This window comes from Roseibium algicola, assembly GCF_001999245.1.
Taxonomy (GTDB): Bacteria; Pseudomonadota; Alphaproteobacteria; order Rhizobiales; family Stappiaceae; genus Roseibium; species Roseibium algicola.
The window spans coordinates 3862175-3877466 of record NZ_CP019630.1 but is presented as its reverse complement, the minus strand read 5'-3'; the positions used below and the strand labels follow the sequence as shown (position 1 = coordinate 3877466).

Genomic DNA, 15292 nt, shown 5'->3' with positions numbered 1-15292 from the left:
CCAAAATAATTCTGCTCTTGTCCCCTCAGCGCATGGCCATCGGCAGATAAAGCGCAATCTGCGGCAGGGCGATCAGCGCCGCGACCATGGCCAGCATCGCCAACACATAGGGAATGGCTCCCAGCATCACCTCGGCAATGGATCCGCCGCGCCGCGCACTCTGGACGACGAAGAGATTGAGCCCCACCGGCGGTGTGATCAGCGCCATCTCGATCAGCACGATCATCAGGATGCCGAACCAGACCGGATCATAGCCCAGGCTGATGACGATCGGCACAACGATGGGAATGGTGATGACCATCAGCGATAGGGTCTCGATGAAGAAACCAAGCACGATATACATCGCGACGATCACCAGCAGCGTCTGCAGGGGACCGAAGCCGAGCCCCTCCAGAAAGCCGCGCAATTCCTGCGACAGGCCGGCGGCCGAAAGCGTAAAGTTGAGAAACGACGCCCCGATAACCACCAGCATGATCATCGCCGTGACCCGCACGGTACCGATCAGCGCTTCGCCGATCATGCGTGTGTTGAGCCCACCGAAAAGCGCGGCAATTGCCAGCGCTCCGGCAACCCCGACAGAGGCGGCTTCGGTTGGTGTCGCCCAGCCCTTGTAGATCGAGCCGATGATGGCACTGAACAGAAGAATGATCGGCAGTAGATCCGCGAGCCCGAGTGCCATTTCCCGCAAGGGGAACGTCCGCCGTGCCCCGCCGAGCTTCGGATTGACCAGGCAAACAAGCGCGGTCACTGCCAGAAAGGCCATCGCCAGCAGGATGCCGGGCAGAAGCCCTGCCAGAAAAAGCTGCGGGATCGAGGTCTGTGTCAGAAAACCGTAGACGATCAGGTTGATCGACGGCGGGATCATGATGCCGAGCGTACCCCCGGCGGCGATCGCACCGGAAAAGAGCTTCTGGTCATAGCCCAGCCGATCAGCCTGCGGCATGGCCACCGTCGCCACCGTGGCAGCCGTTGCCACAGACGAACCGGACGTGGCCGAGAACATGGTGGCGGTTGCCACATTGGCATGCACCAGCCCGCCTGGCAGCCAGGAGACCCAGCGGTCGAGCGCCGAGTAGGTGCGTGCGGCAATGCCGGTGCGCACCAGGATCTCGCCCAGCAGCACAAAGAACGGAATGGCGATCAGCGCTGCATTTTCCGACGTCGACCAGACCATCGACCCGAGGCCGCGTGTCAACGGAAAGGCACTGAAGAACTGGTCGATGCCGAACCCCAGCAGGAACAGCACGATGCCGACGGGAATGGAAAGGCTGAGGAGCCCAAGAAGGCCTACGGAAACGAAGGAAAGCATCAGGCTGTCTCCCCTTCCGGAAAGGCACCGATCGCCTGCTCGGATTTTGCAAATTCACCGCGCAGGACCAGCAGCACACCGGCGACAAAGGTCAGCCATGCGGTGACCGCGAACCACACCCACCCGGCAAACCAGGGCAATTGCACCAGCGCGAGCGGAGTTTCCAGGGGTGTGTTCGCCCTTGAGGAATTGCGCAGTGTCGTCTCCACCACCGGCCAGCACTTCAGCGCGACGATCGAGACGGTCGAGGACAGGGCAAAGATCGACAGAAGATCCAGCACCGCCCGCCATTTTGGCAGACCGACCGAACGGCGCAGGAAATCGATCCGGATATGCGAAAGTTCGCTCAATCCGAAAGCCATGCCCCAGGCCGTTCCGATGGCCATCACGTAGCCGGAGATTTCGTCGGTGCCGCCGAAGGAGGCACCGACACGGCGGAGACAGATATCAATCAGAACAAGACCTGCACAGGTGAGGAACAGAACGCCGACCGAAATCGCTATCGCCCGGTTGATCCTCGACAGGATTGACAGGAGTTTCTCCGCCACCTCGATGTCTCCCGGGCTTAGTTGGTCTTGATCTGCACACCGACGACGGTGCCGACGCTGTCGTTCCAGCGCGCGGCCCAGTCGCCACCGGCCCGCTCTGCCCATTCCGGCAGAACATCGGTTTCCAGGATCTGGCGTGCCCGCTCGATGTCACCGTCGCTGGCTTCGACAAGAACCATGTCCCGCACATCGCCCGAAGCGCATTCGCCCTTGCCGGTCAGGCAGGCGATGTCATTGCTCAGCGCACCTGCCGCCGATGCCCAGGCGGGGGCTTCGAAATTCTCGGCAATTTCCTTTTCGATCAAAGCCCGGGTCTCGCCGGACAGAGCGTTCCACTTGTCGAGATTGATCGCCGTCACCACCGGGTCCCAGCCGCCAAGCGGGATCGGCAGAAGATGCGTGCTGACTTCCCACCACCCGGCGCTGTAGCCCGAGCCTGCCCCGGTCACCGCACAATCGACGACGCCCTTCTGCAGCGCGCCCGGCACCTCGGAAAAGGCAACCGTAATGCCTTCTGCTCCGAGCGCTTCCAGGAACTTGGCCGTCATGCGGCCGGATGCGCGGATCTTCTTGCCCTTCAGGTCGTCCAGCGAACCGACTTCAGCGTTGCAGAACACCACCTGCGGCGGATAGGGCGCAATCGCAAGCACCTTGGAATTGAAGCGCTTTTCGAAGATCTCCTCGACCATCGGCCGGGCGGCATCGACCGCGGCATGGGCCTTGTCGGCAGACATGGCCACCAGCGGCACATCGAGGCCTTCCAGTTCCGGTGCATCGGCAACTGCATAATCGCCCACCGTCATGCCGACGTCGAAAACACCCTGGCCAAGCAGGCGGAACACTTCGCCAACGCCGAGGTTCATCTGGTTGTGAGTGGTGACGGTTGTGTTGATGGTGCCACCGGATGCCTCAGGCAAGGCGGTCTGCCAGAACGGCGCCTCATAATCCTGGTGCAGAGGCAGGCTGGACCAACTGCCGACGACAGACAGATCTTCCGCGGCGGCGGCCGAGGACATGGCGGCACCGGCCATGAGGAAAGTCAGAATCTTTTTCATGTGTCCACTCCGTGAAGGTTCGAGCTTACAGCGTCTTTTTTGTTATGATTGGAATTTCAGCGTCATCCGGGATGTCCGTGATCAGCATGTGTCCCGGTTTATGGGTAATCAGCAGCGGCAGGGCAGCGTTCTGGATGATGGCTTGCGGTGTCACTCCGCAAGCCCAGAAGACGGGCGTGAAACCGGCCTCCACCGGCACCGCATCGCCCCAGTCCGGATTGCCGAGATCGGAAATGCCGATGGCCGCCGGATCGCCGATATGGACCGGTGACCCGTGCGCCAGAGGAAAGCGGGCCGAAATGGCAACCGCGTCCCGCACCCGCTCATCCGGGATCATCCGCATGGAAACAACCATCGCTCCCCGGAATGGCCCGGCCGGTGTCGTTTCCATGTTAGAGTGGTACATCGGCACGGTGACATTGTTTGAAATGTGCCAGAGGTCGATCCCCGCCTCGATCAGCGCATGTTCGAAAGTGAAGGAACAGCCGAGCGCAAAGGCAACGAGATCGTCTGACCACAAGGCGCTTATGTCCGTTACCGAGCCTTCCAGCCGGCCATCGCGATAGATGTTGTAGGCGGGGACGTCGGTACGAATATCCAGGCAGTGTCCCAGGGTGAACAGGAGGGGGTTTCCCGTGTCCGAAGCACCGATCAACGGACAGGGTTTGGGATTGCGCTGGCAGAAGCGCATGAAATCCAGCGCAAAGGCTTCCGGAATGATCGCCAGATTTGCCTGAAGCAGGTTCTTGCCGAGCCCCGCCGTGTGCGAGCGATAGCTGCCGGACCTTATCTGCGCCCGAAGCGTCTCGATGTTTTCCTGTCGAAGGGTTTCATAAGATTGCAGCACCGGGGCTCTCCTTCATTGGAGAAAGGCTCCCGCATTGCTGTTATAAACTCAAATTGAATGATTTTAGCAGATCTTATAAATGATTTTTATAGCCAGAGTAAGCGACCGCAACCTCCAGCGCCTTCTTCGCAGCAGCCGCGACGATGTGGCTGCGCGGGTCACCGAGATAGCTCGCCGAAAACCTCAGGGCATCCGGTACCCATCCCGGATCGAACTCGACGATGCTTCCTCCCTCGACATAGGGCCGTGCCAGCGCCCTCGGCAGTGCGGCGACCCCAAGCCCTGCTTCCACCAGCCTGAAACAGGCAGACAGAGACGATGACGGGAACATCTGCACGTCCGGTGCAACCCGTTCGAACAACAGCGTTTTCAGCTCGCGGTAAGGCCGCGTGTGCCGGGCGTAGGTGATTACGGGTTTTTCCCGCAAAAGCGCCTCGGCTTGCGCGCCCTTGGCCGGACTGTCCGCCGCCACATACCAGCCGAGGTCGAAACCGGGCAGCTCGATATTGTCGACCGAATATTCCGAAATCGGCCCCAGCAACAGGGCCAGATCGATTTCCCGGTCGAGCAAACCGGCGCGCAGGTTCACCGAGATATCGACGTTGATTTCCACGATCAGATTGGGAAAGTCGGCCCGCAGAGCGGCAACCAGATCCGGCAGCCAACACTGTGCAATGGTTTCCGAGGCTCCAATACGCAGATGCCGGTCAATCCCCTCACGGGAGACCACCGTCTCCTCGACCTTGTCCGACAGACGCTCGAACTGCTCGGCAAATGTCTGCAGCAGCTCGCCGCGCTTGGTCAGCTTCAGCCTGCCGGGCGAGCGTTCAAACAGCTCGGTCCCCAGGGCTTCCTCAAGCCTCTTGATCCGCGTCGTCACCGCCGGCTGCGTCAGGTTCAAACTTCCCGCGGCCTTGTTGACGCCGCCATGGCGGACAACGGCCAGAAAGGCTCTCAGCTGATCGAGATTGAGCGGATGCATGAAACGTCCCGGCGTGATCGGTTTGGGCTACTTTGCGCGAAGCTGCGGACATTGAAAAGGTTTCGGGAACAGACCGGCGTGCAAAAGCAGAACGAGAGAGAACCTCATCCCCGGCCTTTTCGCGAGATATTGCTGCCCAAGGGGTTCGTGTCCGTTGTCCCTTGGGGAAAAGAATTTCGCTACAGTTTAGGCTCAGGCGCTCAGCGCCAGTTCCGGCCTTTCAAGCACTTTCCCTGCAAGCCGCCTGATCCGCTCAGGGTCCGGATGGAGGTCAGCCTTTTCCGCCATGCGTGCCCACAGGACCTTCAACAGGGTCTTGCTCGTCAGGTTCATGAAGTCATGGGCAAGGGCTGTCGGGTCCTCGCTCTGCAACACCCGATCCCTAACCCGGCACCAGTTGGCGACAACCTCGCCCAGTTGCGGGTAAATCTTGTCGTTCCGCAGACATTCGGCCCGCAGGAATTTCTCGAATGCCTCGCTTTCCTTGCCCGGCAACAGACGCGTGACCAGTGCTCTTTCATGAATGGCGTTGGCACCTTCATAAATCGCGGTAATCCGCACATCCCGGTAGCACTGTTCCAGGACGTATTCCTTCAGATAGCCGTACCCGCCGAGCACCTGCATGCCAAGCTCCGTTGCCTGCATGCCGGCTTGCGTGCAGTAAGCCTTGGCGATCGGTGTCAGGAATTCCGCTAGCGCCCCGTTCTCGCCTGTTTCGACCGTGACGAGCGCAAGGTGCGCGATTGCTCGTCCGCCAAGGGCAAGGGCATCGATCTCGTCCAGCATGCGACGTACGTCGGCATGACCATCCAGCGTCACCGGCTTGCCCGCGGCATCCCGGCCCTGCTTGCGTTCCGCCGCATAGGTGCTGGCGATATCCGCAGCGCGGGCGGCATGGGCAACACCCTGCAAGGCCACATCCACGCGGGCATGGTTCATCATCGTGAACATCGCCTTCAGGCCTTCGCCTTCCCGGCCAACCAGTTCGGCGACGGCGCCGTCGAAAGCAAGCTGGCAGGTGGGCGAAGCATGCAGACCCATCTTTTCCTCGATGCGTGTCACGGTCACCGCGTTGCGGCTGCCGTCCGCGCGGGTGCACGGGCACAGAAACAGCGACAGGCCCTTCACGCCATCGTCTGACGTGCGGGCCAGCACCAGATGATGGATCTTCTCGCTCATGTCCTGATCGCCGCCGGAGATGAAGATCTTCTCGCCGCTGATTGACCAGCCATCACCAGCCTGCACCGCCCGGCAACGGATGCGGGAAAGATCGGACCCCGCGTCCGGTTCGGTCAGGCACATGGTGGCAAGGGCCTCGCCGGAGGCAAATTGCGGGATCACGCGCGCCTGCTGATCTTCCGTGCCAAAGGCCAGCAGGGTGCGGGCGGCACCCGCGGCAAGGCTCGTCACCATCTGCAGACTGTGGTTGGCGCCGGTGAAGATTTCCGAGGTGATCGCAAGTACGCCGGCATCAAGCCCCTGTCCGCCAAGCTGTTCCGGGATCGTCAATCCCGGCCAGCCCTGCTCCGCATAAGCGGCATAGGCTTCGCGGAACCCGTCCGGCATGCGCACCCGCCCCTCCACCAGCCGGCAACCCTGGCTGTCGCCCGGTTCGTTCAACGGGGCCAACTGCTCTTCTGCAAAGGCAGCAAAATGACCGCCGATCTCGGCGGCAAGATCCGCATCGAAGTCCGGCAGATCGGCTGCCCCGGCAACATGGGTCAGGCAGAACAGGATATCGTCAAGCGGTGCGGTGAAGGGTTTCATCGGTTACGGGCTTTCAAAGGAACGGCGATACAGCAGTTGCTGCAAATTCCCCCTCATCCTGAGGAGGGCGCCAGCCCGTCTCGAAGGATGGGCGGCAAACTCCAGCGCAAGCGGCCCATCCTTCGAGACGGACCCGAAGGTCCTCCTCAGGATGAGGAGATCGGTTATCGAGGACTTTGTTTCGGAATGTTTCGAGAGCCCGGACATCACAACTTCGCTCCTGTCCTCACCCCACCCGAAACAAGGACACCAGCACGGCGGAGGCAAGTCGCCGGCCGGTGCCGACGAAGAGAGTATTGTTGACCCAGTCATAACGCGGGTCTCCGGTCTCCAGCCTCGCCGCCGTGCGGAAGTAATAGAGCGTCGGGTCGATATCCTCGCCGCGGGCAAGCGCTTGCAGCACGTCCGGCGGACCATGGCGAACACCCTTGTTGATGATCTCGATCACCGCGCCGTCGTCTGTCTCGAAGGCGTAGCGGGTGTCGATGTCGGCCGAACCGTCTGCCAGGATCGTCTGCCAGTCAGCGCCCATGTCCAGCACCGTTCCGGACACCTGACCTGTCACCCGGCCACCGACAATCGGGATGATCCGCCGCGCACCCGCCCTGCCCTGGCCTAGTTCCCGGACAGGGCCAAGTTCGACCTCAAGGTCGCAGAAATGGGAGAGCTGCGGAGTGATCATGCCAGCCCCAGCAGCCTTGCCGCATTGCCCTTGATGATGTCCGGCCGCAACTCGTCCTTGATGGCGATCTTCTCGAAATCCGCCAGCCAGCGCTCCGGCGTGATCATCGGCCAGTCGGAGCCGAACAGCACCTTCTTCTTCAGGATCGAATTGCAGTATTTCACCAGGATTTCCGGGAAATACTTCGGCGACCAACCTGAGAGGTCGATATAGACATTCGGCTTGTGCTGGGCGACCGCCAGGGCTTCCTCCTGCCAGGGGAAGGAAGGATGCGCGAGGATGATCTTCATGTCGGGAAAATCGACCGCGACATCGTCCATATACATCGGGTTGGAGTACTTCAGCCGCATGCCGTTGCCGCCGCGCATGCCGCTGCCGACGCCCGTCTGGCCGGTGTGGAACAGCGCAATGGAGCCTTCTTCCGCAATGGCTTCATAGAGTTCGTAGGCCATGCGGTCGTTGGGGTAAAAACCCTGCATCGTCGGGTGGAACTTGAAACCCTTGATGCCGAAATCCCTCATCAGGCGCCGCGCCTCGCGCGCACCCATCTTGCCCTTGTGCGGATCGATGGAGGCGAAGGGGATCAGCACATCGTCGTTTTCGGCGGCAAGTTCTGCCACTTCTTCGTTCTTGTAACGGCGGTAGCCGGTCTCGCGCTCGGCATCGACCGGAAAGATTACCGCCGCAATGTTCTGTTCCCGGTAATGGGCTGCCGTTTCCGGTACGGTCGGCGGATGGCTCCAGGGCGCGCGGAAGTATTTCGCCATCGTCGCCTGCAAGTCGTCATAGCCATCGTCGGAATGACAACCGCAGGGCTCTTCGGCGTGAGTGTGGATGTCGATGGCGCGAACCTTGGTGATATCGACCATTTCAAGCGCTCCTCAATCAGAGTGTGACCACAGCAGGGTCATCGTCGGTGTAAAGCCGTTCCAGCAGGGCCTCGCGGCGCGCCAGAACCTTTCGGATGTTCAGATTGCCCTTGGCGGTCATCTCGCCTTCGGGCATGGAAGCCGGCTGAGACAGCACGATGGCGCGGGACACCAGTGTCGAGCTGCCGCTGATCTCGCGGGCGCGCGCCGAAAGCCGGCGGTGGATTTCGCCCTGCAGCAGCTTGCAGCGGAAAGCACCGTCATCATCGTTGAGGTCAAAGCCTTCCCGGGTCAGCTCCGCGACATTCGGGAAGATCATCACCCCGATCTGGTTCCGATCGGCGCCGGTGATGATCAGGTCTGCGGCAAGCGGTGCGAGACGGGACAGCATGTCCAGCTTCAGCTGCGCCGCCCGCACCCAGGTGCCGGACTGCAGCTTGAAGTCTTCCGATATCCGGCCGTCAAAGCGCATGCCCTTGTTTGCGTCCGCCGGATCAAGAAACAGCATCGCATCCCCGGTGATGAAGAACCCTTCTTCATCGAAGGCCGCAGCGGTCTTTTCAGGATCGTTGAGATAGCCGGGCATCACGTTGGGGCCCTTCACGCGGACTTCGCAGCGCATGTCCGCATCGGGTAAAAGCTTGACGGTGACGCCGCTCACCGGAACACCGACAATGCCGGAGTGGGGTGCAGGTTCCTGCTGCATCAGGGCCGAGGGCGCTGTTTCGGTCAGTCCCCAGGAAGACGTCATCAAGGGCACCTCGCCCTTGACCTCCATCGCCATGCGCTCAAATCCGGACCAGACCTCCTGCGGCAGGGAGGCCCCTGCATAGAAGATCAGGTCCAGATCCTCGAAGAAGCGCTGACGCAGATCCGCGTCCGCTTCCAGTGCCTTCAGCAGCATGCCGAAGCCAAGCGGTACGTTGAACACCAGCGTACCGGTCTTCAACGACAGGTTCTCCACCGTCCGCTCGAACAGGCCCTTCACCGGCTTGCCGTCGTCAATGTAGAGACTTCCACCGTTGGCCAGCATCATGTTGAAATTATGCGAGCCGCCGAAGACGTGGTTCCAGGGCAACCAGTCGACGATCACCGGCGGACGCTTACGCAGGAACGGCATGGAGTCGGCAAGTTGGGCCTGATTCACGCACATCATCCGGTGGGTGGTCAGAACGCCCTTCGGGCTGGAGGTCGAGCCGGAGGTCATCAGGATCTTGCCGACCGTATCCGGCGTGACCGCCGCGAAAGCACTGTCGACGTCGACGCTGCCGTCTCCCTTCAGAAGGTCGGCGAAGGCGGTAACGTTCCGACACCCCGGGCGGCTGGCGACAATCTCGACCGACGCAAGATCTTCAAGGTTCAACGCTTCGCCGTATTGGTCGGCATCGACCACATAGGCCATTTTCGGCTTGATGAGGTTGATCGCCTCGCGCAGGCGGCCATGGGCACCGTGAATGAGCGAATACTGCTCGGCCACCGGCACCACCGGCACTCCGACATACTGGGCAGCAAGCGCAAGAATGCCGTGATCGACGCCGTTGCCGGACATGATCAGGATCGGCGTATTTCCACCCATGCCTCTTGCCAGGAGCGCAGCACCGATCGCCCGAACCTTTTCCAGGATGTCCGCATAGCTTTCCTCGCGCCAGCCGGCACCGCTGCGTTCAGCCAGAAACACCCTGTCCGGAGCTTCCCCCGCCCATTGGTGCAGCCAGTCTCCCGTCCGCTCGACCACCGGGCTCAGCGGATAGGTGGACCGCAGCAGAATGCTGCCATCCGGACGGTCTTCCCGCTCGACCGAGTGGCGCAGAAATTCCGTGGTGCGCTTCATGATCGTCTCCTCCCGAAACCTCATGTCAGTCTTCCCGTTGGCGGTTGCTTTCAATCAGTTGCATCACCTTGGTGGCGACATTCAACGCGTCCTTGCTGATACCGTTGAGCAGCATCTTCTCGTGCTCCATGACCGCGGCGATTGCCTTTTCACACAGCCGGCGACCTGCCAGTGTCGCCTTCAACGCATAGGCCCTGCGGTCACTCGGCAACCGGTCCCGGACGATCAGGTCACGCCGCTCCAGTTCGTCGACAATCACGACCAGGTTGGGCCGTTCGATATCCATGGCCTCGGCCAGTTGGGACTGTCGCAGGCCCGGGTTGTCGACGATCAGCACAAGGGCGGTATAGGTCAGCATGCGCAGGTCGAACGGCTTCAGGGTGCGGCTCAGGTCCGACTGAATGACGTTGAACGTCCGCTTCATCTGATAGCCGTAGAGCGCGCGCAGAGTCCTGTCGCTGACGTTTACAATTCCGGTCTCGGTCTCCGGTTCCATCGCGGTTTTCCTCATGAGATCACCTGAAGGTCGGATTGCGCTTTTCCAGGAAGGCGGCAAGGCCTTCCAGCGCGTCCGGACTGGTCTGTGTAATCGCGGCGCACAGGCTCTCGGTAAAGAGACCGTCCGTCTTTGACATGTCCGCAATGCGCGCCAGCGCCTGGATCATGATGTAGTTGGACAGCGGCGCGTTGGAAGCGATCCGGCCTGCCAGGTCCTGTGCCTTGGCCAGTGCCTCTCCCTCGCCGACGGTGTAATGAGCAAGGCCCAGAGCCAGGCCTTCATCCGCGTTGTACTTGCGGCCGGTCAGCATCATCTCGGTCATCCGGTCCGCGCCCAGAATGCGGCCCACGCGCACGGAAGCGCCACCACCGACGAAGATGCCCCTGCGGCCTTCCGGCAGCTGGAAGAACGCAGAGGTTTCGGCAACACGCACGTGGGTGGCACTGGCCAGTTCCAGACCGCCGCCGATGACGGCGCCGAACATGGCGGATACCACCGGCAATCCGCCGAACTGGATCCGGTCCATCACCTGGTGCCAGCCGCGCGAATGGCGCATGGTTCCTTCCGCGTCGCGCGCCACATGCTCGGACAGATCAAGGCCGGAGCAGAAATGCCCGGCCGTGCCGGTGATGACCACCGCCTTCACCTCGGCGGGCGGAGACAGGAAAAAGCCGTCAATGGCCCCAAGCAGCTCGTCGCACATGGCATTGCGCTTGTCCGGACGGTTCATGGTCAGGGTCGCGACGCTGTCGGAAATCTCAATTTTCAGGATCGGTTCTGTCATCGGTGTCTCCTCAGCGCGGCGGCAGACGCACGGCGCCATCCAGGCGGATGGTCGTGCCGTTCAGGAACGGGTTGGTCACGATGTGCCCGGCAAGCAGGGCGAATTCCTCCGGCTCGCCAAGACGTGGCGGGAACGGAATGTTGGCCGTGATCTTGGCTGAGACCTCTTCCGGCAGGCCTTCCATCATCGGCGTTCTGAACAGGCCAGGCGCAATGGCCATCACGCGGATGCCGTGCTGGGCAAACTCCCGCGCTGCCGGCAGGCACATGGCGGCAATGCCGCCCTTGGATGCCGAATAGGCAGCCTGGCCCAGCTGGCCGTCCTCGAAGGCGACCGATGCCGTATTGACGATCACGCCACGCTCGCCGTTTTCCAGCGGCTCCACGTCCATGAGGCGTCTTGCGGCATGGCTCATGACATTGAACGTGCCGAAGAGATTGACCTTCAGCGTCTTTTCAAACGTATCGAAGGAGAGCTTGCCTTCCCTACCGACGATGCGCGCGGCAAAGCCGACGCCGGCGCAATTGACGACAACGCGCGGCGTTTCACCGAGCAACCCGATCGCTTCGTCCAGTGCAGTCCCTACGGCTGCCTCGTCGCTGACGTCGGCCTGAACGGCGAAGCCGCCGATTTCTTCCGCCACAGTGCGGGCCCGGTCGATATCAAAATCAAGGATCGCAACTTTCGCGCCCTGGCTCGCAAAATGACGGGCCGTCGCGGCCCCGAGGCCACTGCCGCCACCTGTCACGAAAGCCGCTTGTGCGGATATCAGCATGGCACAGCCTCTGAATTGGTTTTAGTCATCATTGTTATATCTCATACCTATTTTGATACGCCGAAAGGGCGCACTCCTTCCGGCTGGGTTAGCCAGCCAGAAGGAACAGGGTGATTGACGGAAAGAGGACCAACAGGATCACGCGGACTATGTCGGACGTCACGAACCAGAGAACCGCCTTGTAGGTCTCCTTCATCGGCGTCGACCGATCCATCGCGTTGATGATGAAAAGGTTCATGCCGACGGGCGGTGTTATCAGCCCCACCTCGACAACGATCAGCACCAGGATACCGAACCAGATGGCAACGTGTTCCGGGCTCATGCCGAAGTCGAGCACGCTGATCACCGGAAAGAAGATCGGGATGGTCAGAAGGATCATCGACAGGCTGTCCATCAGACAGCCGAAGACCAGGTAGAACAGCAGGATCAGTGTCAGTACGACAAGCGGACTGAAGCCCTGGCCAACGACCCAGCCGGAGAGTTCCTGCGGCAACTGACTGAGTGCCAGGAAGCTGTTGTAGAAGCCGGCACCGAGCACGATGAAGAAAATCATCGCCGTGCTCATGGCCGTCTGGATCATGCTGTCGACAAAGACCTTCCAGGTCAGGTTACCGGAAATGAGCGCGATGATGCCCGTTCCGGCCGCACCGACGGCAGCGCCCTCGGTCGGGGTGAACCAGCCCAGATAGATGCCGCCGACCACGAGACCGAAGACCAGCAGCACAGGCCAGACATCCATCAGCGCACGCATGCGCTCCGCATAAGGCACCGGCTCACGCGTTCCGGCGGAGCCGGGGTTGAGGCGGACATAGATCGAGATGGTGATCATGTAGCCGATGGCCGCCAGGATGCCCGGAATGAAGGCAGCCAGGAACAGCTTGGCGATGTTCTGTTCGGTCAGGATGGCATAGATCACCAGGATGACCGACGGCGGAATGAGAATGCCGAGCGTGCCGCCGGCGGCCAGCGTTGCCGTCGAAAAGCCGCCGGAATAGCCGTAGCGGCGCAGTTCCGGCAGGGCGACACGGCTCATGGTTGCGGCGGTTGCCAGTGACGATCCGCAGATGGCGCCAAAGCCCGCGCAGGCCCCGACCGCAGCCATGGCAACACCGCCCTTGCGGTGGCCGAGCCAGCTTTCGGCGGCCTTGAAGAGAGACGACGACATGCCGGAGTGGGTCGCGAACTGCCCCATCAGCAGGAACATCGGAATGATCGTCAGCGAGTAGCTGGAGAAGGTGGAATAGGTCTCCGACTTCAGCTTGGCGAGAATGATGTTGGAACTGCCGGTCGCAAGATAGAGACCACCCAGACCGCAAATCATCATGGCAAGGCCGATCGGCGCCCGCAGGAAGATAAGCAGCAGAAGAACGGGAAACGACAGATAGCCGAGTTCAAGCAGGCTCAATGGACCCCTCCCTCGGCATCGGGCGTGAAACGCCGGCCGGTGATCAGTTCAAGCACCTTGGCGACGGCGCAGTAGAGCGCGACGACGGAGGCAACAGCGGCGGCGGCAAAGCTGAGCGCGAAGGCCCACCAGATCGGAAACTGCAGCAGGAAGGTGGTTTCGTTGTAGCGGATCTTGTCTTCCATGCCGACAAACAGCCGCCAGGTGATCAGGAAGATCAGCAAGCTGAGGAGAACCTCCCACACGACTTCCAGCCACCGGTTCATCCAGCGCGGAAAACTGCCGGCGAAAACGTCCACGGTGGCGTGCCCCCGCTTAAGCTGACAGATGGGCAGAAAGGCGAAAATGGTGAAGCTGATCCCCGCCTCGACCAGCTCGAAATCGCCGGAAACCGGACCGACACCGGTCGCGATCAGCGCGTTGGCGGCGCTTTCGGACAGCGAGGTCATGAATTCAGAATGACCGAATGTGTTCAGCCCGCGGCCAAGCACGCTGACACAGGTCAGCCCGATCAGCGCTGTCAGAACCAGACCGCCAAGGATCGCCATGAAGCGCGCGAGACGCTCCACCAGAGTGAGCAGCATTTTACGTGTATCCTGTCGAAGGATGCCCTCCGGAACACCTGGTTCCGGAGGGCTGCTTCATGACGGTCAGTTGGCCATCAGCGCTTCGGCACGGGCCTGCAGCGCCTTGCCGTCGATGCCCTTGGCATCCATTTCGGCGTACCACTCGTCGATGGTGCCCTGAGCGGCGGCTTCCCACTCGGCAGCCTGCTCGTCCGTCAGCGTGATGATGTTGTTGCCCATCTCCACGGCTGCGGCCCGCGGGCCGGCATCATCGGCCTGCATCTGCTTGCCGGCGAAGGCAGAGAATTCCTCACCGGAGTTTGCGTCGATGATGGCCTTCAGGTCGTCCGGCAGGCTGTCGTACTTGTCCTTGTTCATCCCGAAGATGAAGGACGTGGTGTAGAGCGCCTTGCCCGGAAACTCGGTATGGTTCTTGACCAGCTCGTTCACCTTCAGCGCGCCGACGACTTCCCACGGAATAACCGTCGCATCGACAACACCCTTGCTGAGAGCTTCCGGAATGGCCGGAACCGGCATGCCGATCGGCGTTGCACCCAGATTGGAGAACAGCTTGTTGGTGACACGGGTCGGTGCACGCAGCTTGACGCCGTTCAGGTCGGACAGCGCGACGATCGGCTTGCTGGAGTGGATGACACCAGGACCATGAACCCAGAGGGCCAGCGGCTTGAAGCGCGCGAAGTCCTCATCCATCATCGTTTCTTCGGCAAGCTTCCAGTAGGCGCGGGACATGGTCTCCGCATCCGTCATCGTGAACGGAAGCTCGAACACTTCTGCGCGCGGGAAGCGGCCCGGGGTATAACCGGCAACGGTCCAGACGATATCAACGACACCATCGACGACCTGATCGATCAGCTCCGGCGGCTTGCCGCCCAGCTGCATGGCCGGATAACGCTCGATCTTGATGCGTCCACCGGATTCCGCTTCGATCTTGTCGGCCCAGGGGTCGAGAACGTTCTTGGGTACATTGGCCTGAGCCGGCAGGAACTGGTGCAGGCGCAGCGTGACTTCCTGCGCAAGTGTGGACGACATGCTCCCGCCAAGTGCGATTGCGGAGACAGTCGCAGCCACAGCCAGTTTGGCAAACTGCTTATGCAAGTTGATCATGGTTTCCTCCCTGTTCGATCAACTTCAAAACCTGACCGGATTCCTCCCTCCGATCAGATGATGATCTATAATAGTTATATTACATAACTTTTTTCAAGCTCTATTTGGCGACCTGGTTCACTCCCTTCGCCCTGAGCTTTGCATGCAGGCGACCAATCGGAAAGTTATACATTCTGGTCAGCCGCAAAAGCATCACAAGATCCCGTAAAATTTGCCGGAGTTTGTGATGGATCAATCCCGAAGGCAAG

At 61.1% G+C, this 15292-nt stretch carries 15 protein-coding genes; all 15 read right to left on the bottom strand.

All coding sequences use genetic code 11. From position 1 onward, the window contains the following. Positions 1-25: 25 nt before the first annotated feature. Positions 26-1309 carry a TRAP transporter large permease gene (locus B0E33_RS17885; RefSeq protein ID WP_075281884.1) on the bottom strand — a complete coding sequence of 428 codons (1284 nt, stop codon included), beginning with the start codon at positions 1307-1309 and terminating at the stop codon, positions 26-28. Beyond that, positions 1309-1857, bottom strand: a complete 549-nt coding sequence (locus B0E33_RS17880) for a TRAP transporter small permease subunit (protein ID WP_023003201.1) — start codon at positions 1855-1857, stop codon at positions 1309-1311. Before B0E33_RS17880 ends, B0E33_RS17885 begins: the two co-directional genes overlap by 1 nt. A gap of 17 nt (positions 1858-1874) precedes the next feature. Further along, positions 1875-2912 carry a TRAP transporter substrate-binding protein gene (locus tag B0E33_RS17875; protein ID WP_077291938.1) on the bottom strand — a complete coding sequence of 346 codons (1038 nt, stop codon included), beginning with the start codon at positions 2910-2912 and terminating at the stop codon, positions 1875-1877. 25 nt (positions 2913-2937) lie between these two features. Then, positions 2938-3759 (bottom strand): putative hydro-lyase, encoded by an 822-nt coding sequence (locus tag B0E33_RS17870; protein ID WP_077291937.1) that lies wholly within the window; start codon positions 3757-3759, stop codon positions 2938-2940. Between the two features lie 73 nt (positions 3760-3832). Then, complete coding sequence (locus B0E33_RS17865; protein ID WP_077291936.1) at positions 3833-4741, bottom strand: LysR family transcriptional regulator; 909 nt, start codon at positions 4739-4741, stop codon at positions 3833-3835. 192 nt (positions 4742-4933) lie between these two features. Next, positions 4934-6508 (bottom strand): acyl-CoA dehydrogenase family protein, encoded by a 1575-nt coding sequence (locus B0E33_RS17860; protein ID WP_077291935.1) that lies wholly within the window; start codon positions 6506-6508, stop codon positions 4934-4936. A 226-nt stretch (positions 6509-6734) separates the two neighbouring features. Then, positions 6735-7190 carry a DUF3237 domain-containing protein gene (locus tag B0E33_RS17850; protein ID WP_077291934.1) on the bottom strand — a complete coding sequence of 152 codons (456 nt, stop codon included), beginning with the start codon at positions 7188-7190 and terminating at the stop codon, positions 6735-6737. Further along, positions 7187-8059, bottom strand: a complete 873-nt coding sequence (locus B0E33_RS17845) for an amidohydrolase family protein (protein WP_023003195.1) — start codon at positions 8057-8059, stop codon at positions 7187-7189. The genes B0E33_RS17850 and B0E33_RS17845 overlap by 4 nt, the downstream gene beginning before the upstream one ends. Before the next feature lie 16 nt (positions 8060-8075). Beyond that, a complete protein-coding gene (locus tag B0E33_RS17840; protein WP_077293429.1) occupies positions 8076-9890 on the bottom strand; it encodes a feruloyl-CoA synthase in 1815 nt (604 codons plus the stop codon). A 25-nt stretch (positions 9891-9915) separates the two neighbouring features. Further along, complete coding sequence (locus tag B0E33_RS17835; protein ID WP_208997660.1) at positions 9916-10386, bottom strand: MarR family winged helix-turn-helix transcriptional regulator; 471 nt, start codon at positions 10384-10386, stop codon at positions 9916-9918. Between the two features lie 19 nt (positions 10387-10405). Further along, on the bottom strand, positions 10406-11173 hold the full coding sequence (locus tag B0E33_RS17830) for a crotonase/enoyl-CoA hydratase family protein (RefSeq protein WP_055656770.1): 768 nt from the start codon (positions 11171-11173) through the stop codon (positions 10406-10408). Positions 11174-11183: 10 nt separating this feature from the next. Next, entirely contained in the window at positions 11184-11948 is a 765-nt protein-coding gene (locus tag B0E33_RS17825; RefSeq protein ID WP_077291932.1) for an SDR family NAD(P)-dependent oxidoreductase, read from the bottom strand. Positions 11949-12036: 88 nt separating this feature from the next. Further along, on the bottom strand, positions 12037-13353 hold the full coding sequence (locus tag B0E33_RS17820; RefSeq protein WP_023003190.1) for a TRAP transporter large permease: 1317 nt from the start codon (positions 13351-13353) through the stop codon (positions 12037-12039). Further along, a complete protein-coding gene (locus tag B0E33_RS17815; RefSeq protein ID WP_062487389.1) occupies positions 13350-13937 on the bottom strand; it encodes a TRAP transporter small permease in 588 nt (195 codons plus the stop codon). Before B0E33_RS17815 ends, B0E33_RS17820 begins: the two co-directional genes overlap by 4 nt. A 66-nt stretch (positions 13938-14003) precedes the next feature. Beyond that, on the bottom strand, positions 14004-15044 hold the full coding sequence (locus B0E33_RS17810) for a TRAP transporter substrate-binding protein (protein ID WP_023003188.1): 1041 nt from the start codon (positions 15042-15044) through the stop codon (positions 14004-14006). Positions 15045-15292: the final 248 nt, after the last annotated feature.